Raw genomic sequence first — 25,393 nt, forward strand, 5'->3', positions numbered from 1 at the left:
TGCCATTGTAGACTGAACGTGAACGCGTTGAAAGTTGAACGTTTTTATAGTTTTTAAAGTTGAAAGTTTAAAAGTTGAAAGTTTAAAAGTTTAAAAGTTGAACGTTGGATTTTAGATTTTTAGACTTTTAGATGCTTAGAACTTTAGATTGTCAGTGTTATAGATCAACAGTAGTTCCTATTTGTCGTAATAGGAGCTCGAAAGCACATACAAGCTTCACAAAAACCATATAGATAATAGTATCATGACGTTAATTAGCATTCTATTGTTTATAACTTATTGACATTTTTTAGATGTATTATCTTACGCTAAATCATTCAAATACTTGATTTACAATCAATTAACCCTAAAAATACGCCGTTTTGTTTGTTGAAAAGATTCTTTAGAGTTTTTAAAAATTATTATCACCTTTGTAGAGCAGTTAGGCACTGAAAGACAGTGTACTAAGCAAAAAAATTTTTATTATTCAATTTTAAATTTTAATTAAATGGCAATAACATTTAAAGCGCAAACGCGCAAAAATCCTCAGGATAGAACATTACCTGAGAAGTATTACGCCGCTGCCATAGGCGATGGCAGTGTAGATATGGAAACGCTCGCGGAGCAAATAGCATATCAATGTACCATTACCCAACCCGATTGTTATGCGGTGCTTATGGCTTTAGAACGCAACATTGTAGATGCCCTAAAGCAAGGACGCATTGTAAAACTTGGGCACTTGGGTAATTTTCAAGTGGGTATTAGTTCGCAAGGACGCGATACCGTAGAAGAACTGGATGCCTCGGCCATTACAAAAGCACGTATTTTGTTCCGCCCTGGTAAAAGTTTCAGACAGTTACTTAAAAATCTGTCGTTTACAAAAGCGCGTCGTTAGAATCCCGCGTATCTAGAGTGATCTAGTAAGGTCTTGAGTAGTTCCACCTACTCAGGGCCTTTTTTTTGCCCTTTTTTTTATCCATATTCATGCCTATCAATAATCACAACGGTACGCATGAGTAAAAATTTTGGTAGGCACCATCCAAACAAAGCATAGGCATCGTTTCAACACCTCACAACATGTAATACAATACGTGCGTAAAATAATTTTAACGTATTTTTACCTACAAACAAAATGAACTAAACCTACAATAAAAAACAGAAAAGACGTAAAAAAAGCTCAAAAATATGGTTAGAATCCCGCGTTTTTTTGAGCTCAATCTAATAAGGTCTTGAATAGTTCCACCTACTCAATGTGTAATTTCGATGGGTTAAAAGTACTATATATTGTATAATTGTGCAAAAGAAACCCTCATTTTAATCAAAAAAATTTGAGTATCACCCACCGAAACCTTTATAAAAACAACCATTGGTCTAGTAATTATACACCAAGGCTAATTTTTAACAATGATACCTTATTTACTTTAGTATATTTGCGCAGCTATTAACCCGTTGACACAGCACAACACCATGAAAAAACTGATTAGAATAACCACCGTACCTGGCTCTTTAGGTGGCTTATTAACAGGACAATTACAATTTATGTCGCAATACTATGAGGTATTAGGTATTGCCGACCCCGGAAAAAATAACAAATTACAGCAAGTAGGAAATGCCGAAGGCATACCTACCAAGCCTGTAAAAATGACCCGTAAAATAACCCCGGTACACGATTTAAAAGCGGTGTTTCAGCTTTATAAAATTTTTAAAAAAGAACGCCCCTTTATAGTACACACCCACACCCCCAAAGCAGGCACCCTAGGCATGATGGCTGCTAAATTAGCAGGCGTACCTCACCGCCTACATACCATAGCGGGCTTACCTCTAGTAGAGGCTACAGGCAATAAACGCCGTTTGCTCAACCTGGTGGAAAAACTCACCTATGCTTGTGCCACAAATATTTACCCCAATGCCTATGGTTTGGTGGATATTATTTTAGAAAATAAATTCACACACAAAGGCAAATTAAAAGTATTAGCCAGCGGCAGCTCTAACGGTATTGACACCCTCTATTTTGACCCTGCCTTATACAGTACGGCTGCAAAAAGCGATACCCGTGCCCAATTGAATATACAAGCTACCGATATGGTGTATGTATTTGTAGGCCGTATGGTGGCCGATAAAGGCGTTAATGAACTGGTGCAGGCTTTTAACAAGCTGAACCAATTACACCCCGACACCAAACTTTTGTTGGTAGGCGATTATGAAACGGCCTTAGATCCGTTATTACCAGAAACCTTAAATATTATTGATAACAACACCAACATTATAAGTACGGGTTGGGTAAACGATGTACGCCCCTATTTGGCAGTGGCCAATATACTCACCTTCCCCAGTTACCGTGAAGGTTTCCCCAATGTGGTGATGCAAGCAGGCGCTATGGGCTTACCGGCCATAGTAACCAATATAAACGGCTGTAATGAAATTATTATTGAAGGTGAAAACGGCACCATTATACCCACCAAGGATAGCCAAAGCCTTTTTGAAAACATGCGCGATTTTTACCAAAACCCCGCACAGTTTGATAGGCATACCTGCCGCCAACTCATTGTAGACCGCTACCAACGCCAAAAAGTATGGGATGCCATTTTAACCGAATACCAACGTTTAGAGGATGCCTAAATACCCATGCCAACACAAAATCCGTTTTTACATACGCTGTTTATTAACACATGGATAAAGCATTGTAAGCCTCATACAAAACCATTACAGATACAAGGTATTAAACACTTGCAATTTTATAAAGCCAAAGGGTTTAAATTGTATAAAAATATAGGCGATACCCTTACCCATGGGCTGCACTACCAGCTTGAAGACAGTTTACCAAAACGCCTAAACAAGGTGTGTATGGTGTACGATGTGCTTGAAGACACCCCTACACCAAACACACATACACAGGCCCCTATAGCTATAAAAAAAATACAACAATACAAAGGCTATAAAATTCATACCAACCGTTATAAAACCCTAGAAGATTATACAGCCTCACAGCTAAGTAGTAAAACCCGCTGGAAGTTAAAACGGGCAGCGAAACGTTTACACAGCTGTTTTGAGATACGCTATGAAACGTTTACAAGCACAAACATTAACAGCAGCACCTATGAAATGCTTGTAGATACTTACCATGCCCTATTAGATAAACGCACGCAGCAGCAACAACACTATAACCACTGGTTAACACCTGAAAAACAAGCCTTTTTTAAAGACCTGTTTTGGGCTTTATTACAAGATGATCAAGCGCTGGTATTTGTTATTTACAAGCAAGACACCCCTATTAGCATTACCTTTAATTACTTAGCTAACAATAGCATGATTTTAGGCGCTCCCGTGTTTGATAATGCTTTTGAAAAATTTAACTTAGGTTACTTAAGTACCTTAAATCAATTGTCATGGTGTATAGCGCATGATATAGAGACTTTTGATTTTTCAAAAGGGCACTACCCTTATAAAAAACGGTTGGCAGATACCGAATATCACTTTTATTACCATATTATATACAATAAAAAACACCTATTATCAAAGCTACTAGCCGCGGTATTATCTGCCAAATATAACACCAAGCAATGGCTAAGAACCCATAACATAGACAGTCTATGGAGCCGTTTGTTATTTAGATTAAAACAGCAAACAACCAAACCCTACACCCTACAAATGACGCCTTTAGCGGCCTTACCCGATGCCCACACCCTAGAACTTATTAATTACAACGAAGCGGCTTACGCTTTTTTAAAACCTACGGTGTACCATACCGCCTTTAAACACGTACTACCAGAAAACAAACTTCGCCTGTATAAAACGCGACACTCTAAAAAAAGTTTTATATTAGAGGCGCAAACAACCTACCTACACATACTAGTTGTTTAAAAACACCCTAAACACCAGCATGCACACCCTATTACACGCTATACGACGCCACAGCTTTTGGTTAAAAGACCGCTTGTTACAACAAGGCGTTGCACAGCATATACAGCACATAAAAAGCATACAAAAAGCAGGGGTTTCCCCGAAGCAAACACCCAACAAAGCCCTGTTTGCCTTATTACAGCACGCGTGCCGTACCACACCGTTTTATGCGGTTTATAAAGACAAACCCTTAGAACGCTTTCCGGTGATTACTAAAAATACCGTAAGAGACCGCTTGTCCGATTTTAAGGCTTGTAACTACCTAAAAAAGCCCCTTAAAACCATTAAAACCAGTGGTTCTACAGGTGCGCCCTTGCAAATAGCGCATAACACCAACAAAGTACAGCGCAATACCGCCGATACCTTATGTTTTGCCGGCAAGATCCACTACCGTGTGGGCGATCGGTTGTACTACATGCGCCATTGGTTAGACTATTATAAAAAACCTGCTTGGGCATACTGGCTACAAAACATACGCCCTATTGAGGTGTTAGCGTTAGATGATGCCTATATAGAGCGTCTACTCCATCAGCTTAAAAAGGATGCCAGCCCCAAAATATGGCAAGGCTATGCCTCGGCTTTTGATACCATTGTGGGCTATTTAGACCGTACCAAGGCCGCCCCCATAAACATACCCCGCCTTAAAGGCATCATCACCATGTCTGAAGCCTTGAGCCCTTACACAAAACAACAACTAGCTTATTACTTTAACGTACCCGTAGTGTCGCGTTACTCCAACATGGAACAAGGTATTATAGCGCAACAGCCACCCAACGCTGACCATTTTGAAATAAATTGGAGCAGCTACCATGTAGAAGTATTAGATATGAATTCCGATACCCCAGCGGCCACCAACAGCTTAGGCCGCATTGTGATTACCGACCTGTACAATCATGCTACCCCATTAATACGCTATGACACAGGCGATTTAGGAATTATAGATAACAGCACAAACCCGCCGGTGTTTACCCATATTGAAGGCCGAAAAACGGATGTGATTTATAACACCCAAGGCCAAATTGTAAGCGCCTTTATTATGATGCACAGCTACAGTTTTGAAGGGCTACTACAAAGTCAGCTTATTCAAGAAGCAAAGACCCAATACACGCTAAAACTGAATGTTACCGAAGCATTCCACCAAGAAACCGACATTATAGCACGTTTTAAAAGCTTTTTAGGCAACGATGCTAGTATACAAGTGGTGTATGTAAACGAAATACCCGTGCTAGCCTCTGGTAAACGTAAAGCCACGGTGAATCATTATATAAAGGAATAGGCGTTTGTTTTCAATCAGGTTGAAACGTTTAAAAGTATAACGATAATTAAGATTCTAGCAGCTAAAAGCTAACGGCTAAAAGCAAACAGCCAACAACCAAGTTCTAACCATCTAAAATTCTAATAATTTAACCGTCTAATAATCTAATCATCCAACTTTCAACTTTAAAAACGTTCAACTTTCAACGCCTTCATGTTCAGTCTAAAAGTACAATAAAACGTTTAAAAGTATAACGATAATTAAGGTTCTAGCAACTAAAAGTTAAAAGCTAAAAGCTAACGGCCAAAAGCTAACAGCTAAAAGCAAAAAACTTGCTTTGATAGCGGTATGCAATAAGCTTTTGAAACAGGCTTTTGCCATTGCAAAATCCGGAATACCTTACGATGAGAAATATGTGTCGAAATTGAACTAAAAAAGCTTGTTTTTTAACTCAGTTCTTTGTTGGGCTTTCGTTTTTATATTTCTTTGTCTAATTTATTTGGGTCTTGTCTAGTGTCGAATAACGTAACAATATTTATCCGCTTGGAATTATATCTATAATATATAGTCGTTTGTTTTGTAACTACACATTTTCTTAAACTTTATCTTTTTTTAGATTCAGGAAATATTTGAGGCTGGTTTTTAATTATCTCAATCGATGAATCTAATTTTTCTACAAAATCCTTTTTTACTTTTAAAGACCATTCTTTAATTAAATATTCGAAAAGCTTTTCTAATTTCCTTTCCGCTGTTTTAGAGATAACAACTTTTCTACTCAATCTACCTGTGTTTTTGAATAAAAGATTCGTAATCCGTTATTTCTCCGTTTTCGATTTCAAGAGAAGCTTTTTCAATTTCTTTTCGTTGATCAACAGACAACTCGTCCCAAAAGTCAGCAGTTTTAGCTTTTTTGAAATTTTTTTTAATTGATTCAATTATTTTAGGATTTTCTGTATCCAAAAGCATTTTTACCAATTCTATTTTTTCCGCCTGAATATTGATCTCACATTTATTTATAATCAAAAATAATAATTTTAACCTTAAATTTTGATTGGATACGATTTTTTTTAAATGAAGACCAACTAACTACTAAAAGCCAACGGCTATCGGCTAACTACAGTCTCCAGTTCACAGTTCACAGTCTCGAGTTTAATATACTTTCTAAAATTTAAGATTCTAACGATCTAAAAATCTAACCATCCAACTTTCAACTTTCAACTTTAAAACTTTCAACGAACTCATGTTCAGTCTAAAAGTACATTGAAACGCTTAAAAATATAACGCTAATTAACGCTCTAAAGGCAAAAAGCTAACAGCTAACAGCAAACAGCTAACAGCTAAAAGCCAACAGTCAAAATCTAACCATCTAAAATTCTAATAATCTAACCACCCAACTTTCAACTTTAAAAACGTTCAACTTTCAACACCTTCATGTTCTGTCTATAAACACGTTGAAACGCTTAAAAGTATAACGCTAATTAACTTTCTAATAGCTAAAAACTACCAGTTAAAAGCTAACGGCTTCGTATAACCCATCCGTTAACGGGCTAATTTAGACAAAAGTTTTTAGTTATTTACTAGCTTAAGCAATTCCGAGTGGATTCGGACGAAGTAGAATCTCGCGTAATTGCGGTTATACATTGTTGTGCAACATTAGGAAAAACGACCAATTATTCGGATATTTATAAAATAAATTTAAATAAAAATGGCAACAGTAGATAATATACGAAACGGGTTGATTGACAAAATACTATCGATTAAAAACAAAGACTTTTTAGTAGCTCTTGACAAAATAATTACATCAAGTTCATCTGAATCTGAAATAGTTGAACTGACTAAAGAACAGAAATTGATGCTGGAAATGAGTGAACGCGATATAAAAGATGGAAAACTAATTTCTCAAGAAGCTATGAATAAAAGGAATTTGGAATGGCTAAACGCAATGTAATCTGGACACGAACAGCTGACATTCAGTTTGTGGAATTTTAGAATATTGGGTTAAAAAAAACAAATCAAATAGATACTCTAAAAAACTTTTAAAGCTAGTTTTGTAAAGAACAAAACAAGTAGCCGAAAAACCTTTGATTTACAAAGCAACAGATTATAAAGATACAAGAGTTGCTTCTTTAGGCAATTTTAGTATTTACTATAAATTTAATGACACAGAGATTATCATCACAGCTTTTTGGGACAATAGACAAAATCCGAAAAAACTTTTGAAAATATTGGAAAACAAAAAATAACGTTGCGCAACAACGTATATAATTTATTGCTGGTTCTAGCCTGCTTACGAAAAATCCTCGCGAATTTTCTATTCGGTTTTTATTTGCTAAACTTATTGTTTAAACCATATAAAAACACGTTGGGTGTAGTTTTTTATTCGGTTATTCTTTTTTTCAAATCCATCAGTATTCAATCTTCAGTCTAAAATTACGTTGAAACGTTTAAAAATATAACGCTAATTAACGCTCTAAAGACTAAAAGCTAACAGCTAACAGCCAACAGCTAACAGCCAACAGCTAAAGGCTAAAAGCCAACACCAAGTTCTAACTATCTAAAATTCTAAAAATCTAACCATCTAATAATCTAATCACCCAACTTTCAACTTTAAAAACGTTCAACTTTCAACACCTTCATGTTCCGTCTACAAACACGTTGAAACGCTTAAAAATATAACAATAATTAACGCTCTAAAAGCTAAAAGCTAAAAGCCAACAGCCAACAGCTAAAGGCTAAAAGCCAACACCAAGTTCTAACCATCTAAAACTCTAATAATCTAACCGTCTAATAATCTAATCATCCAACTTTCAACTTTAAAAACGTTCAACTTTCAACGCCTTCATGTTCCGTCTACAAACACGTTGAAACGCTTAAAAGTATAACGATAATTAAGGCTCCAACAACAAATTCTCGCCCAATAGTTTTGTAATCTCATAATTTTATAGAATATTAGCCTTTTTAACACAACTGTTTTCTTGTAACCATGTTTGCCCTATGAATACAAAGACTTTAGAGTTTGGTTCCTTTTTTCAAAAACCTGTAACTGCAGACTATCAAACGCATCATCATACATTTAAAAACCAGGTATTATTTTACAACGGACGGCATGCTGTTAAATACTTGATAGATACCATTATGAGTTTACATACGGTAAACAGCATTTGGATACCCGAATACTACTGCCAGCATGTAAGCCACTGGTTAAAAACGTGTTACAACACCATTAAAACCTACCCAGCAGATCCTAAAAACCACCCAGACCATGTTATTACAATACCAGAAGCTATAGACCATGATATTGTATTAATTAACAACTTTTGGGGTACGTCTTCATGTCATATAAATACAGCTGGAAAAACATGCATAACCATAGAAGACCACTCACACGGTTGGTTGAGTAAGGCTTGCCTAAACAGTACTGCCGATTACTGTTTTGCATCCTTACGAAAATCATTACCCATACCGCTTGGGGGTATGGCATGGTCTAACACACACGCATTGCCAGCATACCGTAGTGACAAAAAAGCTGACACCTTTAAAACCATTTGGGACACAACCGCAGCGGCCATGACCCAAAAAGCCGATTTTTTAAATACCAAAGATAGTACCGTTGAAAAAAATGCGTTTTTAGCATTAGTTAACACTGCCGAACTTGCGATGCATCAACACCATAATATTGAGCCTCTAGACCCCGCACATGAAGCCCTTATAAAGCAATGGTTACCCTTTGACGCCCTCTACTACAAAAAACAACATGAAACGCTTTTAAAAACCCTTGTAAAACCAGCACTACAACCCCAATGGTGTGCAACTGATGGCACAAATTTTGGATGGTTATATCACTTTGAAACGCAAGACCACCTCACCCGTTTTAAACATTATTTGATAACAAACAAGGTATACCCATCGCTACTATGGCCTGATAACCCTGAAAGTTATGGCTATTATTTAAATCTGCACATAGATTTTAGATATACCACAGACCATATAACCCAGCTTGCCCACATACTAAACAATGCCCCGTTGTAACGACCTCTAAAATTCTAACCATTTAATAGTCTAATCATCCAACTTTAAACTTTAAAACTTTCAACACATTTATGTTCAGTCTAAAAGTACGTTGAAACGTTTAAAAGTATAACGCTAATTAACGCTCTAACAGCTAAAAGCTAAAAGCCAACAGCCAAGAGCTAAAGGCTAAAGGCCAAAAGCTAAATGCCAAAAGCCAACAGCCACACACGGAATATCGAGAATTAAAGACATTTAAGCTAAATTTAAACGTGCTTTCGCTTTTAGTACTATTTTTGTAGTAAAATAACCCCAAGCAAAACACCACTATGTATTCGTATATCAAATCCATCATTGATTTTTTCATTGCTTTTACAGCCTTAGTACTCCTAGCGCCTATTTTTATTACGGTCGCTATTATTTTAGCTATTAAAAATAATGGCAGTATATTCTTTTTTCAAGAACGCCCTGGTAAAGATGAACGCATTTTTAAAATTATAAAGTTTAAAACCATGCGTGATTTAAAACCTAATGAAGATTCTAATGGCCTTAATAGGGTAACGAAAACAGGGAATTTTTTACGCCAATATTCTTTAGACGAAATTCCGCAACTCATTAATGTACTAAAAGGTGATATGAGTGTTGTAGGCCCTAGACCTTTAATGGTATCTTACTTAACACGTTATAACGATTTTCAAAAACAACGCCATGATGTAAAACCTGGTATTACAGGTTGGGCACAGGTAAAAGGTAGAAATGCCATTTCATGGGAGAAAAAATTTGAATATGATGTGTATTACGTAAAGCACCAATCGTTTGCCTTAGATGTGAAAATTATGCTATTAACGTTTTTAAGATTGGTAAAACCACAGGGTGTGAACAGTAACGCCAATGTGAACATGCCAGAATTTACAGGAAGCAAATGAAAAAAAACATCCTTGTTATAGGCGCTTCAGGCCATGCCAAAGTTATTATTGATATTATTGAGCGTACACATTTGTACCATATAGTAGGTTTGGTAGATAGTTTTAAAACCCGTGATGAAACCTTATTTGATTACAAAATATTAGGCACTGAACACGACATTCCAACACTTATAGACAGCCATAATTTATACGGCGGCATTATTGCCATAGGCGATAATTACACCCGTATGAAATTGGCCAAAACCATAAACAACCAACATACCAATTTTAAGTTTATTAATGCCATACACCCCCAAGCCATTATAGGTAAAAACGTACATATAGATGAAGGCTCTTGTGTCATGGCAGGCGCTATTATTAATGCCGATGCAACAATAGGCACGCATTGTATTATAAACACCAAAAGTTCTGTAGGGCATGATTGTATTATAAAATGCTATAACAGTATTGCTCCGGGCGCCACATTAGGCGGTAATGTACGTTTAGGCAAATGCTCATCAATATCCATCAATGCCACGGTGATTGAAAACGTGCACATTGGCAAACACACTGTTATTGGGGCGGCCTCACTGGTTAATAAAAACATTGATAGTTATAAAGTAGCCTACGGCATACCCGCCAAAGTAATTAAAGACCGTAAAAAAGACGATAAATACTTGGGGCTTGCCCGTGCTAAAAGCCCTTATACCTTAGAGTGCCATACCATTACAAATGAAACCGACATTGCAACCTATAACAACACCTTGGAAGCTATTGATGGCACTGACGTGTTTTATAGTTTAGCATATTGTAATACGGTACCCGGTAAACACCTGAATTATTTTGTGTTTAAAGTAAATGACACGCCCATTATTTTAATGCCTATACACAAAAACACCATACCGCTTAAAACACCAGACGATGCTACCAAATATTATGATGTAACCGCACCTTATGGCTATAGCGGCCCTGTATACCACACCTCCAACAAAGACAAGCTTCCCGAGTTTTGGGAACAGGTAGATGCTTGGTACAAAGCCCATAATGTGGTTACCGAATTTATGCGCTTTAACCTGAATGGCAATTTTAAATGCTACTCTGGCCAAATATTGCCCTCACTAAGTAATGTAAGAGGTAATTTATCTATAGGCTTTGAAGCTATTTGGGATAATTTTAAACAGAAAGTACGTAATAACTACCGCAAAGCACAACAAAGTGGTTTAAAGGCTATATTTTATCACAAAAACATAACCGATGCCCACATAACGAGCTTTTACGATATATACATTAGTACCATGGTACGTAACAAGGCCACAGATAACTATTTTTATCCTAAAAGTTATTTTGAACATTTAATACAACAAAACAAAGACCATATTCTATTGGTGGTGGTGTATTACGAAAACACGCCTATTTCGGTAGAACTTTGTATCATTAACAATAAGGCGCTCTACTCCTATTTGGGTGGCACCTTAGCCGACTATTTTGCACACCGCCCTAACGACTTTTTAAAAATTGAAGCCATGAAATGGGCTATAGAACATGACATTTATTACTACATACTAGGTGGTGGCCGAAAAGATGGCGATGGTTTGTACAACTATAAAAAAGCGTTTTTTCCAAAAGATGAGGATGCTACGTTTTACACCGGTAGAAAAGTGGTGAATCCCAAAATATATAAGCATTTATTAGAAGCTGCAGGGGTCAATACTGCTGAAATTGCAAACCTGATAGCAGATACCAATACCTATTTTCCTTATTACAACCAACAACATGTTACCTCAGCAGAATAACCTGCTTATTATAACCCAAAAAACGGAGTGGGATGCAGTACTTAAAAGCATAGACATGTATGATGTGTACCATACCTATGCCTACCACCAGAGTACAAAACACAGTAGCTATAAAGCGGTTTTAATTGTTTACAGGGCACATAACACTATAATAGCACTTCCCGTATTAATAAGACCTATTGCCAATACCCCCTATTTTGATGCGACCTCGGTGTACGGTTATGCTGGCCCTTTAACAAAAGGCCCTTTAACAACACATGTGCTTGAAGACTTTAACCAATTATTACAAACATTTTTTGAAAAAGAAAACATCGTTTCCGTGTTTTCGCGTTTACACCCATTTATAACACAAACCCCTGTGATAACATCCATGGGGAGCATTACCCATATTGGTGATGTAGTCAATATTGATTTAACGCTTCCTGTTGACATACAACGCAGTCTGTTTTCTAAAACAACCAAACGCTATTTAAACAAATGTTATAAACAATTTTATGTAAAAACAGGCAAAACAGCCAATGACATCGCTACCTTTAAAGCGCTGTATTATGAAAACATGGACCGCGTGCAAGCTAACAAAGCCTATTATTTTTCTGAGGCCTATTTTAACAACCTGCTCAACAACCCAGCTTTAGATAACACCTTACTCATGGCTGTTGATTATGAAACAGAAACGGTAGCAGCCGCAGCCATCATGCTAAAAACCAAGCATATTGTGCAATACCATCTATCTGGAACAAAGGCCGATTATTTACACCTATCGCCTATTAGATTGCTAATAGACACCATGCGCCTAAAAGCCATAGAAGCCCAATGCACCTATTTTAATTTAGGCGGGGGCTTAGGCGGACGTAGTGATGATGCGCTGTTTAATTTTAAAGCCTCTTTCTCTAAAGATTTTAAGGCTTTTAAGGTGTGGAAATACATTGTAAATGAGGATGTTTACAAGGCATTGGTTACGCAACACCATATAAATGCCACCGATGATGATGATACTTACTTTCCGTTATACCGCAAGCATGAAGCCTATTAAGGATTTACAATACCATGCTTTTTAACATACTGCGCTATGGCCTGCGCTACTAAGGTTCTACCATGATCATTCCAATGCATATCATACACCAAATTGGTTTTGGTTTTAGACGCTGCTAATAACTGCGAATAATCTATATATTTAAAGTCATGCGTTTGCAAGTAGTTTAAGAACATGGCAGGTGTTTTAGATGCATCTAACAATAAAATATATTTCGCTTTATTATAATGATACGTAGTAGTGAGCGCTATAAAATTATCCAGCCGCTTTTGATATATGACTGTACTATCTACAGTACTAACGGCGGTTTTATGATCTGCTTGGGCGTTTTGAGGTGCGCGCCCTTTTAACGTATTTATAAGTTTTCCCGGTATGGCTTTTATAGGGTTTAAAGCACCGATGTTTTTAGCATAATTAAGCAGCTTAAACTGACGTAAACGTCGGTAAAATGGGGTTTCAAAGCGCATGCGATCGGTTAAAACCGTATAACGATTACGCTCTAAATCATCTTTAAAAGTAAGATTTAAAATCACACAATCTATCAACTCAAAATCTGCTTTATAAGCATCTACCAAATGCACCTCGTCAGCAAAATCATAGCCCGCATAACCATATTCGTAAACAGGAACACCATCAAAATGGGCTTCTATTTTTTTACCTATAGAATTATTATAGTGCTGATGAAAGCCTTCAATAAACGAATCGCCTACCAAAGCGATCTCAAATTGATCTGCTGTTGGTGTAAACTCGCGATACGAATTAAACCCTGAGCCATTGATATGAAACTGTGAAAAATTTTGACGCCGATTTCCGGTTACAGAATACCCTGTTTGATGCGGTTGCCATTTTTCTACCTCTTGCGCATCTACCATACGCACTGGGTAATCTTTTGTTAAATGAAAAACACGTACTAATAGCTCTAAACTCAACAGTATAAGCAAACTATAAACACCTAAACGTACTATTAACTTTTTCATACATGCTTTTGTTTTGTAATAATAAAATCACCAATAACAAGACAATCTAAACCTGTTGAAAAAAAGCATCTAACAGCGTCTTGCGGCGACTCTACAACAGGTTCTCCTTGTATATTAAAACTGGTATTTAAAACCACCGGCACCCCTGTTTTATCTCCCAGATTTTTAATAAGCTGATAGTATTTAGGATGCAATTCTTTTTTAACGGTTTGTAACCTTGCACTACCATCTACATGTGTTACTGCCGGTATCACATCTTGCTTTTCTTTAAGCACATTACATACTTTTAGCATGAAAGGAGCTTCAACGGTTAAATCAAAAAAGTCATTTTTAGCCTCTACAATAGCCGATGGTGCAAAAGGCCTGTAGGCTTCTCTAAATTTTACCTCAGCATTTATTTTATCTTTCATATCAGGAAATGCTGGGTTTGCCAATATACTTCTACTCCCTAAGGCTCGTGGGCCTATTTCCATAGTGCCTTGAAACCAACCTATAATTTGGCCTTGTTCTAATAACGTAGCAGCTACTTCACATACATCATCATGCTTGGTATAATGAAGTTTAGCACCTTTAAGCACATGCTCAATATCATCATTACTATACGTAGTACCCACATACGGATTATCATGAACAAAGGTTCTAGGTTGTTTTAAAATACCATTATACAAATAATAGGCTGCCCCAATGGCTGTGCCGTTATCACCGGCAGCAGGCATAACATATACGTCTTTAAATTTACTATCGCGTACAATACGACCGTTCATAACACTATTAAGTGAAACACCGCCTGAAATAACCAGGTAATCAGCCTTGGTTTTTTCATACAAAATATCACAAATTTCAAGAACTTTGTCTTCTAAAACACGCTGAAAAGCAGCAGCAACATCCATATGATGTTTTTGAAACGGTTCACCATGCTTTCGTGGTGTGCCAAAAATTTCAAAAAACTTAGGCGAACAACGTTTCCAACTAAAATGTTGGTAATTGAAATAACTTAAATCGAACGTTAATTGGCCATTTTTGCTAACCGTTATAATTTTTTCAACTTCTGCTTTAAATACATTTGGGTCTCCCATAGGCGCTAACCCCATGGTTTTTCCCTCATCATAACTGGTTCTAAAACCACAAAACTGCGTAACTGCCTCATAAAAAGACCCTAACGAATGTGGAAAAAAACTTTCACTTATACATGAAATACGCGTGTCTTTTCCGTGACCTAACCAGGTAGTAGCCCACTCACCAGAACCATCAACCCCTAAAAGTGCTGCCTCTTTGTATGGTGATACATAAAAAGACCCTGGGGCATGACTGAAGTGATGCGGTATAAAATGCACTTGAGGCCCTTGTTTTTTAGTCTCCCAATGGTATTTAAACCAATTCCAAAAACTTTTTTGCTTATTGTAAGCATGCACAAACTCATGATTAACAAAGGTTTTTATACCACTAATATTTTTTAAGCAATGAAGTAATTTTTTTCCAAGATTATGTGTGGGCTTTATAGATACTGCTATATGATCTATGTCGTTATAGGTTAAATTGGCTATTTTTAAACACCTATCTATAGCTTTATGAGGAAATACGCGCGTGTGCTTATCCCTATTAAGACGTTCTTCTTCAATGGCTGCAATAAGTTGTCCGTTCACCGCAATACAAGCAGTTGAATCGTGAAAATAATAGTTTAAACCAAGTATAACCATAATATAATATTTTTAATTAAAATTGAAAATAAATAAAGGATTTATCAATACCATCATCATAAAACAACAGCATTAAAAATATAAGTAGAGTATATATAACAAACCTTACGGCTTTATGTTTAAAATAAAACGGGTTGCGTGGATGATGCCTTATCATAAATTCATACACCATAAACCCCACAACCAGTATATAATAATCAACCATACGATAGCCCATAGGGTGCATATAGGCTGTAAATTGAGTGCGCGTAAAAATACCGTTAATGTATGCTAATGCATGCGTGATGGTATCGGCTCTAAAAAAAATCCATGAAAAAGTAACCAGCACAAAAACCCCTAACATACTTAAAAGTTCTGAAACAGTAGGCAACATACGGCTTTGTGCAACCACCGTATCTTTATATTTTTTATTATTACCAAAAACAAATAATGGTATAAAAGCCAGCGCATGAAAGGCACCCCAAGCTATAAACGTCCAATTAGCCCCATGCCAAAAACCACTGACTAAGAATACAATAGCCACATTTCTGAGCGCTTTAAAACGCCCTTGTTTTGAACCACCCAAAGGAATGTAAATGTAGTAACGAAACCACTCGGATAATGATATGTGCCAACGTTGCCAAAACTCGGCTATATTTCTAGACAGGTACGGGAATTTAAAATTAGTCATCAACTCTACCCCAAATAATTTAGCAGTACCAATAGCAATATCAGAATACCCTGAAAAATCACCATATATTTGAAAACTAAACAATACAACACCTAAAACTAATGTGGATGCGGGATACGACGAGGCATTGGCAAAAATATCGTCAACAATAGGTGCCAAAGCATCGGCTATGACTAATTTTTTAAAAAGCCCCCATAAAATAAGCTTCACACCTGCTACGGCTTGCGGGTAATTAAAAGTGCGTTTGTTAGTAATTTGAGATAACAAATTGGAGGCACGCTCTATAGGGCCCGCTACCAATTGCGGAAAAAAGCTTACAAAAGCTGCAAAAGCTATAAAATTTTTAGTGGGTTTTAATTGTTTGTAATAAATATCAAAGGAATAGCTCATGGTTTGAAACGTATAAAACGAGATGCCTACAGGTAATATAATTTGTAAGGTCCAAGTGCTCTTAATCTCATACCCTATAAGGCTTGCCATATCTACCCATGAGTCTACAAAAAAATTGAAGTATTTAAAAAACCCTAACAAACCAATATTAAATAGCACACTTACCCACAACCACTGCTTACGTTTGCGTTGTTGGGTTTGGGCATGTATTTGTTGCCCTACATAAAAATCGACCACCGTACTTAAAAAAATAAGCGCTAAAAAACGGTAATCCCACCAGCCATAAAACAGGTAGCTAATAGCAAGTAAAAATATGTTTTGTGCCTTTAAGTGGCGGTTAAACAGCTTCCAATAAAGCAGGTAGCTGATTACTAAGAATATAAAGAATTCTACCGAATTAAATAACATGGTGAGAGGGTTGGTTTATGGCTTCCAAATATCACAGAATAAAACAGATACATCAAAACTTTTCTGCAAAATACACACAAAACCCTACAAAATGCATAGACATAAAAACACCCCGGACATCGGAAAAAAAATACATTCATTACAATAAATAGTAATTTCATCGAAAAAAGTAATAGCATTGCGGCAAGTGCTGTATTTTAGCTTGAAATTTTAAGTATCATACTACAATGAATCCCAAATCATTTTTTAAAAGCATTCCTACAGAGGTAAAACGCTTTCTTGGTAAAGCCCTCCTTTTTTTTATTATATGGAAGGTAGTCTATAATATATTTTTATACGACTCTAAATACCTAGACCACCCGCTAACAACACATGTAGGCAACGCCTCTGCGTGGTTGATAAACCAATTGGGCGACATGGAAGGGTTTACAGCCAAACGCGAAGTAGTAAAGCATTATTTTGAAGGCGGCGTAAATTTAAATGAATCATCAGCCATTTACCACCAAGACCGTATTGTGTTATACATAGCCAATGTGTGCAATGGCTTAGAATTAATAGTATTATACATTGGTTTTATAGTATGCATGCCGGCCTCTTTTTTAAGAAAGTTAAAATACATTATAATAGGTGTTATTGTTTTAGACCTCACCAATATTTTACGCTGCACCGGCCTTATTTACTTGCGTGAGTACTACGAAATTTACTTTGATTTTGCACACCATTACCTGTTTAATACGGTGGTTTACACCGCGACCTTTATTATGTGGTATGTATTTAGCAGAAAAATAACCTTAAAATCTCAACACCTTGAAACACCTGTACAAGCAGGATAAGTCCCGATTTATTATTGGCCTTATTCTCATTATTATCATATACTCCAGTTATTACATTTGTTTTGCTGAAAACCCTGATGCAGGCGCCATACCCCGAAAACTAAGACATGTTATTAAACTAGGTACCACCATTATTGTATACCTAGTAGGCTCTATACATTTAGGCAAATTAAAAGACCAATGGATGAGTGCCTTGTGGCATATAATCCACATAAGTGGCTTGGGCGCTATTTTTATTATTGGAGGGTACGATTGGCTTATTAGCGAATCTACATTGCGTTTAAAATTGTTGGCCCAAAGCATACAAGAAATGCTTATTTCGCCCATGCTCTATGTCGCTATGGGTTTACTAAACCGAAGTTTGAATAAGGTAAAAACCAAATAGCAATAAATAAAAAAAACGTCCAAAACCTTTAGGTTTTGGACGTTGTATTGTGAGTTTTAATGATTTTAGCTTTCTAAATCTTAGCTTTCTAAATCATTAAAAATAGAATGCATTAAGCGTTTTTTATCGTTAATACTTTCTTCCAACGATATCATTGTTTCTGTTCTGTACACCCCTTCTATTTCGTCTAGTAGAAATATCACCTCTTTAGCATGCTCTGTGCTGCGTGCTCTAATTTTACAGAAAATATTAAACTTTCCGGTAGTAATATGCGCCACGGTTACATAAGGAATTTCATTAATACGCTCTAACACAAACTTGGTTTGTGAGGTATTGTTTAAATACACCCCTACGTAGGCTATAAATGAATACCCTAGCTTTTTGTAATCTAACATTAGCGACGAGCCTTTTATAATGCCTGCTTCTTCCATTTTTTTAACACGTACATGCACGGTACCGGCAGATATTAAAAGTTTTTTTGCAATGTCTGTAAACGGAATTCTTGTGTTATCAATTAACATGTCAAGAATTTGATGATCAATTTCGTCTAATTTAATTTTCCCCATAATAAAGTATTCTTAGATAAAAATCAAAATTAGCATATTTTTATTAATAATTACGCATATAAAGTACGTTTTATTTTGCTTTTAATACGATTTTTTCATTTTTCAATATTACGATAACGTTTTCGTTACCTTCAGCTAACATTTTATGCGTTTCATCTAGCAGCGTGTTGCCTTGTGCATCAATTTCTTTATGGCCATAATATGTATGTAGCTCATCAATTTTTGCAACCACAGGCACAAACACCACATCATTACCCTGTAAGGTTTCTTTATATTGAATAGCCACATCTACCAAATGAGTAGCGTAACCCGATACATTTCTAATAATAACATCAAAAAATAGCTTCTCATTTTCAGGAATGTTATAATAGGGCTTGTAATGCGCCCCTGTAACCGTATGAGCTGCTATGTATTGTAAAGAGGTTAGGTAACAGTTAAAAATAAGTTGGCGGGTATATTCCCTATCATAATCCCCCTCAAAATGCCCTGCTTCAAACAATATAGTTGGCACATGTTCACTTTGAAACGTATCACCCACACAATTTAAATTGAAGGCATCATCATACACGCCTACTTGCGCTGGAATAACTGTTTGTAACATGGTATTCATTTGTGCAATAACCTCCATAGCTATTTTACGGGTAGCTGTAACGCTACAAGCAGCATCTTCTGCTGGAGATAAAAACGATACCGTAGCCGATTTACGAGCCCTACCTGCACTAAAAATAGTACGTTGCCCATGCAAATTATAACAAAAATGCGGCTTAAAGCTGTTAAAAACCTGGCGCAATACCAAACTTTCGGGTTGTGTTAGGTTTTGAGCATCGCGGTTTAAATCTACCTGGTTGGCATTTACGCGTGTGTATGCCTCAGCGCCATCAGGATTTAAAATAGGTATGATGTTTAAAGTAACAGAAGCTAACAGGCTATTACTAGCAGGCGATGCATTACATAAGGTATTTAATAAGTCGAATAAGGCTTTGGTGGTTGTAGACTCGTTACCGTGCATTTGAGACCACATTAAAATACGTTTAGCACCCGTACCAATAGTAAGACCATAAATAGGTTTTTTAAGTACCGATTGCCCAATAACATTTACAGTGCATAGGTTAGGTAAAGCATCTAATAAAGGACTAATAATGTCATTGGTAATATACCGGCCATTTAAGGCGGTTGCTTTGTGTGATGTATAAAGTGCTTGTAAGGTATCTGTTGTCATGATTTTTATTTGGATACAAATGTAAACAATTACATTTTTACAATTGTAAACATCGTAATTCACAGATTATGATTACAGATGTATACAGCTTACGGGAAGATTATTTACAATATGCTTCACAAAACACGGAAAACAATAAAAAATACTGTTTTTCAGACATTTAAATATCATTATGTAAACAAAAAATTCAACAAAAATAAACATTTAACATACGTTTACAGATGTTAATTAAATTATTTTTTACATTTGTAACAGTTATACCTAAACCCTATTGTTTACAATGATAAACAACAAAGATTTTGCCAACAGATTGAAAAAAGTAATTGATTATTACGGAGAATCAGCCTCTTCATTTGCTGAAAAAATTAGCGTGCAACGCTCTAGTATTTCGCATATACTATCAGGAAGAAATAAACCCAGTTTAGACTTTGTTTTAAAAATTTTAACCACCTACCCAGAGGTTGATTTGTATTGGTTGCTCAATGGCAAAGGCAGTTTTCCTACCCAACAAAGCACATTTAATTTTAATGAGGCCAACACACCACAAGCAGCACCTATTAAAACCCAACCAAACACTCAACAACCCGCTGCCCCATTACAAGACCTTGTAAAGCAAACAACAGCTGATACTAAAACCATTGAGCGTATTGTTATTTTTTATACGGACGGAAGTTTTAAAAACTTTAAGAATTAGCATAAATTTGCATGTAAAATTTTAAACCATGCGTTTTATATATCTTCTTGTGTGTGTATTATTATTGAACTGTTATCAGGTGGAGCGCCAATGTGCCGACTATAAAACAGGATCATTTTACAGCGAAATTACCATTGATGGTACCGTATACAAATCTACATTTACAAGAACAGACACCTTGCAAATTGAAAGATATAACAACCATGTAGATTCTACCAAACTACGATGGGTTAATGATTGTGAAGTTATTTTTAAAACCATCAACCCGAAAAGTATGGCTGAAAAAAAGGATGTGCACTTAAAAATTTTAACCACCACCGATAGCTCTTACACGTTTGAGTATTCTTATGTGGGCGAGACCAAAAAACAAAAAGGGGTGGCGTTTAAAAAAGCAGACTAATCAAAAGGGTATAAAAACGATTCTACCAAGGTAAATGCCACGGTATCATCTTTATTAATTTGGTAAGTTAAAAACACTTCGCCCCAAAATTCGCCATCTGAAAAATCGGCAATAATCCATTTATGATTCAGCATCTTAACGGTGTTAATCATCATTTTTCGGCCGGTACTAGATGCATAAGGCACAATTGGATGTTGCCCTTTAACCTCATTAAGCTTATACAATTCATCTTTTACAAATGGCATAAGACTATCAATGTTATAACCATCGGCTTCAAAATAACTAATAGCGTCTTCATTATGCGCTAAATTAAAATGCGCCGCGTTTAAATAGGCATTTTCTAAACCAGCTACAGAATCTTTATAAGTAACCAAAGCAGCTTCGCGCTTAGCTAAAGTGTTGTTTAAATCTTCAAAAACCCGTTTGGCATTCATATACTGAAATAATATAAGTAATACAGAAAACACAAACAGATACATAAAAATACGTTGTTTCATAATAGGGGTTTAAATTGTAATTTGTAATTCATCATAGGCTAAAAACACATTATGGGGCAAGGTTTTTTCAACAGCATCATGAAATCCTAACATATGACTAATATGGGTTAAATAGGCTTTTTCTGGCTTTACTTGTTTTATAAACGCCAACGCTTCAGCCAAATTAAAATGCGAATGGTGTGGTTGTTCGCGCAAAGCGTTAACCACCAACACCTTTACGTTTTTAAGTTTATCTATTTCTTTTGGGGCAACAGTTTTCATATCGGTTAAATAAGCAAAATTACCAAACCTAAACCCGAATACTTGTAAACTACCATGCTTGCCATTAATAGGCACAATGGTGTGGTTATGAATAGTAAACGGTGTATTTTTAATTTTGTTAATGCTTACCGTAGGCGCTCCCGGATATTTGTTTTTGGTAACAAACACATAATCAAAGCGTTTTTTTAAAGCTTTCACAACGCGCTTGTGCGCATAAATAGGAATATCGCCCTGTTTAAAATAAAACGGCCTAATATCATCTAACCCCGCAACATGATCTGAGTGTTCATGCGTAAACAACAAGGCATCCATTTTTTGGCAACCACTACGCAGCATTTGGTATCTAAAATCAGGGCCACAATCTACCACATAATTGTAACCTTCCCAGGTTATTAATACCGAAACACGCAAGCGCTTATCTTTAGGGTTGGTACTTAAACACACCGGATGCGTGCTTCCTATAATGGGAATACCTTGTGACGTGCCTGTACCTAAAAACGTTACTTTCAATGCTTGTGGATTTTGTACAAAAATAGCGTTATTTTTTTGTTTGCTTTACTTATTTAATAACTTTGCATAGAACGTATGTAACCTATAATATATGGATATTCACATTAAAGGCGATAGAGAATTTGACGATATTCCTTCAATAAAATCTAAAGCACTTCGCGTAAACTTAAATCAAAATATTTACGGAACATTTGCCGAAATTGGCGCAGGCCAAGAAACATGTAGGCATTTTTTTAGAGCTGGTGGCGCTTCGGGAACCATAGCCAAAGCCATGTCGGCTTATGATAAAGCCTTTAGTGACGCCATTTATGGCGCTGAAGCCGATGGGCGCTACGTAACAGAATCTAGACTACGCAAAATGCTTAGCCATGAAATGGATTTAATGGAAAAACGTATTACCCGAGACGTTAATCCGGATAAAATTTTCTTTACCTATGCCAATACTGTAGCCACTATAGATTTTGCAAAACAATTTAAAGGCCATGGTTGGGTAGGTATTAGATACCAAGTAGATGCCGAACAAAAAGAATACAACGAAATAACCTTACATATTCGGTTTAAAGAAACCGATGCGCGCTTACAACAAGAAACGCTAGGTGTTTTAGGAACCAACCTTATTTATGGCGCGTTTTACCACTACCACCAACCTAAAAAATTATTACGCTATTTATACGACCATTTAGATAAAGACCAAATTGAAATTGACACCATTAATTTTTCTGGGCCTATATTTAAAACGGTAGACAACCGCTTGATGAGTTTACAGCTGGTGAAAAACGGCATGACCGATGCCGTAGTTTTTGGACCTGATGGCACAAACGTATTACCAGCAAGAATTTTTTATAAGAAAAACATTTTAGCGCTTCGCGGAAGTTTTAGACCCGTAACCAAGGTGAACATGGCTATGTATGAGAAATCATTTGAAATGTTTACCAAAGAGCGCAAGGTTGATGCCAATAATACCGTTACTGTTTTTGAAATAACCTTATCAAACTTAAGAGCTGAAGGCGAAATTGACGAACAAGATTTTATTGATAGAGCCGACTTGTTGTGCGCCTTAGGCCACTCTGTAATGATATCTAATTTCCAAGAATATTTTAAAGTTGTTGAATATTTTTCAAACTATACCAAAGCACGTATGGGGCTTGCCATGGGCGTAAGCAACTTGGTTGATATTTTTGATGAAAAATATTACCGCCATATTAGTGGTGGTATTTTAGAAGCCTTTGGTAAATTATTCTTTAAAGATTTAAAGGTATACCTATACCCTATGTTTGACCCTGAAACAGGCGAACTTATTACCAGCGATAACCTGAAGGTGTACCCACGTATGAAAGAATTATACAAATTCTTTAAATACAACGGTAAAGTGGTAGATATTGAAGATTATGATGAAAGCATTATGAATATATTCTCTAGACAAGCTTTAAAAATGATTGATAAAGGGGAACCCGGTTGGGAAGACATGCTACCCGAAGGCACTGCCGATTTAATTAAAGATTATCGTTTGTTTGGTTACACCCGTAAACCATTGAAACCATTGGTTATAAAACGCAGAAATGCCCGAAAAAAATAAAAAAAAGCCCTTTTAAAAAGGGCTTTTTTTATGCTTCTTATCTGTTAAAAAACACACGTAACAATCTTTATTTTAAAATCTGATTGGTATGATCTTTAGTTTTTACTTTGGTAATTATATCTTCTATAACGCCCTCAGCATCAATTACAAAAGTTGTTCTATGAATACCGTCATATTCACGCCCCATAAACTTTTTAGGCCCCCAAACACCAAACGCGTTAATTACCGTTTTATCTTCATCGGCCAATAACGGATACGGAAAATTGTATTTGTTTTTAAAGTTTGATTGACGCTTAGCACTGTCGGCACTCACTCCTAAAATATCGTAACCTTGTGCCTTAAAACGTTCATGGTTATCGCTTAAATTACACGCTTCGGCTGTACAACCAGGTGTGCTGGCTTTGGGGTAAAAAAACAATACAAGCTTTTTACCAACATAATCACTTAACTTAACCGTATTACCATCTTGATCTTGAGCTTCAAAATGGGGCGCCTTATCGCCTATTTTTAATGTAGTCATATTTAATATCTTTGTTTTTTGTAAAAATACAACTCTATGACAAAACAAGAAAGTGTAAACTTTGTTATCAATACATTATATAAGCTATATCCTGAAATACCTATTCCGCTAGACCATAAAGATCCGTACACGCTGTTAATAGCCGTACTTATGTCTGCTCAAAGCACCGATGTACGCGTTAACCAAATTACACCACTGCTTTTTGAGCGTGCCGACAACCCTTATGATATGGTAAAACTAACGGTAGATGAGATAAGAGACATTATAAAACCCGTAGGTCTATCGCCTATGAAAAGTAAAGGCATTTATGGTTTATCAAAAATTTTAATTGAGGAACATAACGGCGAAGTACCACAAAGTTTTGAAGCGCTAGAAGCACTACCAGCAGTAGGACACAAAACCGCCAGTGTAGTCATGTCTCAAGCCTTTGGTGTACCCGCTTTTCCTGTAGATACGCATATTCATAGGTTAATGTATCGTTGGAATTTAAGCAACGGAAAAAATGTAGCACAAACTGAAAAGGATGCTAAACGCTTATTTCCAAAAGAATTATGGAATGATTTACATCTTCAAATTATTTGGTACGGACGTGAATATTCCCCTGCACGTGGTTGGGATTTAGAAAAAGATGTGATTACCAAAACCATTGGTAGAAAATCGGTAATTAACGACTACCTCAAAAAGAAAAAGACTGTTTAGTGGTTACCTAAACAGTCTTTAAACACTTAATTTTGAAGCATTTCAAACGTCAATGTATTACAATTTATAACACGTAATGCTTTTGAATAATTTAAAATAAACTGCACCGTTTCATCTTTAGGTTGCTGTTTATTAATGTTTTCAGAAAAATGTTTTTCAGAGTAAAGTTTTGCCATTATATCAATTTAAAGATTTATACCATTGATAACGCAGCAAAA

Annotated in this window: 26 protein-coding genes and 1 pseudogene; 16 read left to right on the plus strand and 11 right to left on the minus strand. The window is 36.2% G+C overall.

The window, feature by feature from the left end; translation table 11 throughout:
* The first annotated feature begins 487 nt into the window (after positions 1-487).
* The 5 genes and pseudogenes from ACYX4H_RS13880 to ACYX4H_RS13900 form a co-directional block, all read left to right on the plus strand.
* Positions 488-874, plus strand: coding sequence for an HU family DNA-binding protein (locus ACYX4H_RS13880; RefSeq protein ID WP_475296435.1), 387 nt, complete (start codon positions 488-490; stop codon positions 872-874).
* A gap of 572 nt (positions 875-1,446) precedes the next feature.
* Entirely contained in the window at positions 1,447-2,598 is a 1,152-nt protein-coding gene (locus ACYX4H_RS13885; RefSeq protein WP_476236882.1) for a glycosyltransferase family 4 protein, read from the plus strand.
* Between the two features lie 6 nt (positions 2,599-2,604).
* A complete protein-coding gene (locus ACYX4H_RS13890; RefSeq protein WP_476236883.1) occupies positions 2,605-3,840 on the plus strand; it encodes a GNAT family N-acetyltransferase in 1,236 nt (411 codons plus the stop codon).
* Between the two features lie 19 nt (positions 3,841-3,859).
* Positions 3,860-5,155: a phenylacetate--CoA ligase family protein gene (locus ACYX4H_RS13895; RefSeq protein WP_476236884.1), complete on the plus strand. Its 1,296-nt coding sequence runs from the start codon at positions 3,860-3,862 to the stop codon at positions 5,153-5,155.
* A 298-nt stretch (positions 5,156-5,453) separates the two neighbouring features.
* A pseudogene (locus ACYX4H_RS13900) lies at positions 5,454-5,567 on the plus strand (IS110 family transposase); the annotation flags it as partial.
* Positions 5,568-5,736: 169 nt separating this feature from the next.
* Here ACYX4H_RS13900 and ACYX4H_RS13905 read toward each other — a convergent pair.
* Together ACYX4H_RS13905 and ACYX4H_RS13910 are read right to left on the minus strand one after the other, a co-directional pair.
* On the minus strand, positions 5,737-5,913 hold the full coding sequence (locus tag ACYX4H_RS13905) for a type II toxin-antitoxin system RelE/ParE family toxin (protein ID WP_476236885.1): 177 nt from the start codon (positions 5,911-5,913) through the stop codon (positions 5,737-5,739).
* A gap of 1 nt (position 5,914) precedes the next feature.
* On the minus strand, positions 5,915-6,157 hold the full coding sequence (locus tag ACYX4H_RS13910) for a hypothetical protein (protein ID WP_476236886.1): 243 nt from the start codon (positions 6,155-6,157) through the stop codon (positions 5,915-5,917).
* Between the two features lie 682 nt (positions 6,158-6,839).
* On the opposite strand from ACYX4H_RS13910, the gene ACYX4H_RS13915 reads away from it, so the two are divergent.
* The 5 genes from ACYX4H_RS13915 to ACYX4H_RS13935 all read left to right on the plus strand — a co-directional run bounded on the left by ACYX4H_RS13915 (position 6,840) and on the right by ACYX4H_RS13935 (position 12,873).
* Positions 6,840-7,082 carry a hypothetical protein gene (locus tag ACYX4H_RS13915; protein ID WP_207972095.1) on the plus strand — a complete coding sequence of 81 codons (243 nt, stop codon included), beginning with the start codon at positions 6,840-6,842 and terminating at the stop codon, positions 7,080-7,082.
* 1,046 nt (positions 7,083-8,128) lie between these two features.
* A complete protein-coding gene (locus ACYX4H_RS13920) occupies positions 8,129-9,163 on the plus strand; it encodes a hypothetical protein (protein ID WP_476236887.1) in 1,035 nt (344 codons plus the stop codon).
* A 308-nt stretch (positions 9,164-9,471) separates the two neighbouring features.
* Complete coding sequence (locus ACYX4H_RS13925) at positions 9,472-10,068, plus strand: sugar transferase (protein WP_475296445.1); 597 nt, start codon at positions 9,472-9,474, stop codon at positions 10,066-10,068.
* Positions 10,065-11,840: a NeuD/PglB/VioB family sugar acetyltransferase gene (locus ACYX4H_RS13930; protein WP_476236888.1), complete on the plus strand. Its 1,776-nt coding sequence runs from the start codon at positions 10,065-10,067 to the stop codon at positions 11,838-11,840. Before ACYX4H_RS13925 ends, ACYX4H_RS13930 begins: the two co-directional genes overlap by 4 nt.
* Positions 11,821-12,873, plus strand: coding sequence for a GNAT family N-acetyltransferase (locus ACYX4H_RS13935; RefSeq protein ID WP_476236889.1), 1,053 nt, complete (start codon positions 11,821-11,823; stop codon positions 12,871-12,873). The genes ACYX4H_RS13930 and ACYX4H_RS13935 overlap by 20 nt, the downstream gene beginning before the upstream one ends.
* Here ACYX4H_RS13935 and ACYX4H_RS13940 read toward each other — a convergent pair.
* From ACYX4H_RS13940 to ACYX4H_RS13950, 3 genes are read right to left on the minus strand one after another with little or no spacing between them, the layout of a single operon-like run.
* The gene (locus ACYX4H_RS13940) at positions 12,870-13,850 is read right to left on the minus strand and encodes a hypothetical protein (protein ID WP_476236890.1); all 981 of its coding nucleotides are present in this window, start codon (positions 13,848-13,850) and stop codon (positions 12,870-12,872) included. The genes ACYX4H_RS13935 and ACYX4H_RS13940 overlap by 4 nt on opposite strands.
* Positions 13,847-15,547 (minus strand): carbamoyltransferase family protein, encoded by a 1,701-nt coding sequence (locus ACYX4H_RS13945; RefSeq protein WP_476236891.1) that lies wholly within the window; start codon positions 15,545-15,547, stop codon positions 13,847-13,849. The genes ACYX4H_RS13940 and ACYX4H_RS13945 overlap by 4 nt, the downstream gene beginning before the upstream one ends.
* 16 nt (positions 15,548-15,563) lie before the next feature.
* A complete protein-coding gene (locus tag ACYX4H_RS13950) occupies positions 15,564-17,015 on the minus strand; it encodes an MBOAT family O-acyltransferase (protein WP_476236892.1) in 1,452 nt (483 codons plus the stop codon).
* A 227-nt stretch (positions 17,016-17,242) separates the two neighbouring features.
* Between ACYX4H_RS13950 and ACYX4H_RS13955 the strand changes: the two genes are divergently transcribed.
* Together ACYX4H_RS13955 and ACYX4H_RS13960 are read left to right on the plus strand one after the other, a co-directional pair.
* The gene (locus tag ACYX4H_RS13955) at positions 17,243-17,848 is read left to right on the plus strand and encodes an exosortase/archaeosortase family protein (protein WP_475296451.1); all 606 of its coding nucleotides are present in this window, start codon (positions 17,243-17,245) and stop codon (positions 17,846-17,848) included.
* The gene (locus ACYX4H_RS13960; RefSeq protein ID WP_476236893.1) at positions 17,823-18,233 is read left to right on the plus strand and encodes a hypothetical protein; all 411 of its coding nucleotides are present in this window, start codon (positions 17,823-17,825) and stop codon (positions 18,231-18,233) included. Before ACYX4H_RS13955 ends, ACYX4H_RS13960 begins: the two co-directional genes overlap by 26 nt.
* Before the next feature lie 80 nt (positions 18,234-18,313).
* Here the strand turns inward: ACYX4H_RS13960 and ACYX4H_RS13965 are convergent, their stop codons facing one another.
* Complete coding sequence (locus ACYX4H_RS13965; RefSeq protein ID WP_475296453.1) at positions 18,314-18,799, minus strand: Lrp/AsnC family transcriptional regulator; 486 nt, start codon at positions 18,797-18,799, stop codon at positions 18,314-18,316.
* A 70-nt stretch (positions 18,800-18,869) separates the two neighbouring features.
* On the minus strand, positions 18,870-20,018 hold the full coding sequence (locus ACYX4H_RS13970) for a M14 family zinc carboxypeptidase (protein WP_476236894.1): 1,149 nt from the start codon (positions 20,016-20,018) through the stop codon (positions 18,870-18,872).
* Positions 20,019-20,298: 280 nt separating this feature from the next.
* Between ACYX4H_RS13970 and ACYX4H_RS13975 the strand changes: the two genes are divergently transcribed.
* Positions 20,299-20,712, plus strand: a complete 414-nt coding sequence (locus tag ACYX4H_RS13975) for a helix-turn-helix transcriptional regulator (RefSeq protein WP_476236895.1) — start codon at positions 20,299-20,301, stop codon at positions 20,710-20,712.
* Between the two features lie 28 nt (positions 20,713-20,740).
* Entirely contained in the window at positions 20,741-21,112 is a 372-nt protein-coding gene (locus ACYX4H_RS13980; RefSeq protein WP_476236896.1) for a DNA topoisomerase IV, read from the plus strand.
* Here the strand turns inward: ACYX4H_RS13980 and ACYX4H_RS13985 are convergent.
* The gene (locus ACYX4H_RS13985; RefSeq protein WP_475296457.1) at positions 21,109-21,609 is read right to left on the minus strand and encodes a hydrolase; all 501 of its coding nucleotides are present in this window, start codon (positions 21,607-21,609) and stop codon (positions 21,109-21,111) included. The two genes, ACYX4H_RS13980 and ACYX4H_RS13985, sit on opposite strands and share 4 nt — an antisense overlap.
* A 9-nt stretch (positions 21,610-21,618) precedes the next feature.
* A complete protein-coding gene (locus tag ACYX4H_RS13990; RefSeq protein ID WP_476236897.1) occupies positions 21,619-22,380 on the minus strand; it encodes an MBL fold metallo-hydrolase in 762 nt (253 codons plus the stop codon).
* Between the two features lie 91 nt (positions 22,381-22,471).
* On the opposite strand from ACYX4H_RS13990, the gene ACYX4H_RS13995 reads away from it, so the two are divergent.
* Positions 22,472-23,956 (plus strand): TonB-dependent receptor, encoded by a 1,485-nt coding sequence (locus ACYX4H_RS13995; protein ID WP_476236898.1) that lies wholly within the window; start codon positions 22,472-22,474, stop codon positions 23,954-23,956.
* A gap of 67 nt (positions 23,957-24,023) precedes the next feature.
* Here the strand turns inward: ACYX4H_RS13995 and bcp are convergent, their stop codons facing one another.
* Positions 24,024-24,476, minus strand: coding sequence for a thioredoxin-dependent thiol peroxidase (gene bcp / locus ACYX4H_RS14000; RefSeq protein WP_476236899.1), 453 nt, complete (start codon positions 24,474-24,476; stop codon positions 24,024-24,026).
* Positions 24,477-24,512: 36 nt separating this feature from the next.
* Between bcp and ACYX4H_RS14005 the strand changes: the two genes are divergently transcribed.
* The gene (locus tag ACYX4H_RS14005; RefSeq protein WP_476236900.1) at positions 24,513-25,175 is read left to right on the plus strand and encodes an endonuclease III domain-containing protein; all 663 of its coding nucleotides are present in this window, start codon (positions 24,513-24,515) and stop codon (positions 25,173-25,175) included.
* A gap of 26 nt (positions 25,176-25,201) precedes the next feature.
* Here the strand turns inward: ACYX4H_RS14005 and ACYX4H_RS14010 are convergent, their stop codons facing one another.
* The gene (locus ACYX4H_RS14010; protein ID WP_476236901.1) at positions 25,202-25,351 is read right to left on the minus strand and encodes a hypothetical protein; all 150 of its coding nucleotides are present in this window, start codon (positions 25,349-25,351) and stop codon (positions 25,202-25,204) included.
* Positions 25,352-25,393 lie beyond the last annotated feature (42 nt).

This window comes from Seonamhaeicola sp. ABD4_340, assembly GCF_056312135.1.

Coding starts and splice junctions, on each gene's coding strand:
- ACYX4H_RS13895 (WP_476236884.1), top strand. CDS start 3,860: ATGCACACCCTATTACACGCTATACGACGCCACAGCTTTTGGTTAAAA.
- ACYX4H_RS13940 (WP_476236890.1), bottom strand. CDS start 13,850: ATGAAAAAGTTAATAGTACGTTTAGGTGTTTATAGTTTGCTTATACTG.
- ACYX4H_RS13885 (WP_476236882.1), top strand. CDS start 1,447: ATGAAAAAACTGATTAGAATAACCACCGTACCTGGCTCTTTAGGTGGC.
- ACYX4H_RS13930 (WP_476236888.1), top strand. CDS start 10,065: ATGAAAAAAAACATCCTTGTTATAGGCGCTTCAGGCCATGCCAAAGTT.
- ACYX4H_RS13945 (WP_476236891.1), bottom strand. CDS start 15,547: ATGGTTATACTTGGTTTAAACTATTATTTTCACGATTCAACTGCTTGT.
- ACYX4H_RS13935 (WP_476236889.1), top strand. CDS start 11,821: ATGTTACCTCAGCAGAATAACCTGCTTATTATAACCCAAAAAACGGAG.
- bcp (WP_476236899.1), bottom strand. CDS start 24,476: ATGACTACATTAAAAATAGGCGATAAGGCGCCCCATTTTGAAGCTCAA.
- ACYX4H_RS13880 (WP_475296435.1), top strand. CDS start 488: ATGGCAATAACATTTAAAGCGCAAACGCGCAAAAATCCTCAGGATAGA.
- ACYX4H_RS13890 (WP_476236883.1), top strand. CDS start 2,605: ATGCCAACACAAAATCCGTTTTTACATACGCTGTTTATTAACACATGG.
- ACYX4H_RS14010 (WP_476236901.1), bottom strand. CDS start 25,351: ATGGCAAAACTTTACTCTGAAAAACATTTTTCTGAAAACATTAATAAA.
- ACYX4H_RS13970 (WP_476236894.1), bottom strand. CDS start 20,018: ATGACAACAGATACCTTACAAGCACTTTATACATCACACAAAGCAACC.
- ACYX4H_RS13925 (WP_475296445.1), top strand. CDS start 9,472: ATGTATTCGTATATCAAATCCATCATTGATTTTTTCATTGCTTTTACA.
- ACYX4H_RS13985 (WP_475296457.1), bottom strand. CDS start 21,609: ATGAAACAACGTATTTTTATGTATCTGTTTGTGTTTTCTGTATTACTT.
- ACYX4H_RS14005 (WP_476236900.1), top strand. CDS start 24,513: ATGACAAAACAAGAAAGTGTAAACTTTGTTATCAATACATTATATAAG.
- ACYX4H_RS13915 (WP_207972095.1), top strand. CDS start 6,840: ATGGCAACAGTAGATAATATACGAAACGGGTTGATTGACAAAATACTA.
- ACYX4H_RS13955 (WP_475296451.1), top strand. CDS start 17,243: ATGAATCCCAAATCATTTTTTAAAAGCATTCCTACAGAGGTAAAACGC.
- ACYX4H_RS13920 (WP_476236887.1), top strand. CDS start 8,129: ATGAATACAAAGACTTTAGAGTTTGGTTCCTTTTTTCAAAAACCTGTA.
- ACYX4H_RS13975 (WP_476236895.1), top strand. CDS start 20,299: ATGATAAACAACAAAGATTTTGCCAACAGATTGAAAAAAGTAATTGAT.
- ACYX4H_RS13980 (WP_476236896.1), top strand. CDS start 20,741: ATGCGTTTTATATATCTTCTTGTGTGTGTATTATTATTGAACTGTTAT.
- ACYX4H_RS13950 (WP_476236892.1), bottom strand. CDS start 17,015: ATGTTATTTAATTCGGTAGAATTCTTTATATTCTTAGTAATCAGCTAC.
- ACYX4H_RS13965 (WP_475296453.1), bottom strand. CDS start 18,799: ATGGGGAAAATTAAATTAGACGAAATTGATCATCAAATTCTTGACATG.
- ACYX4H_RS13995 (WP_476236898.1), top strand. CDS start 22,472: ATGGATATTCACATTAAAGGCGATAGAGAATTTGACGATATTCCTTCA.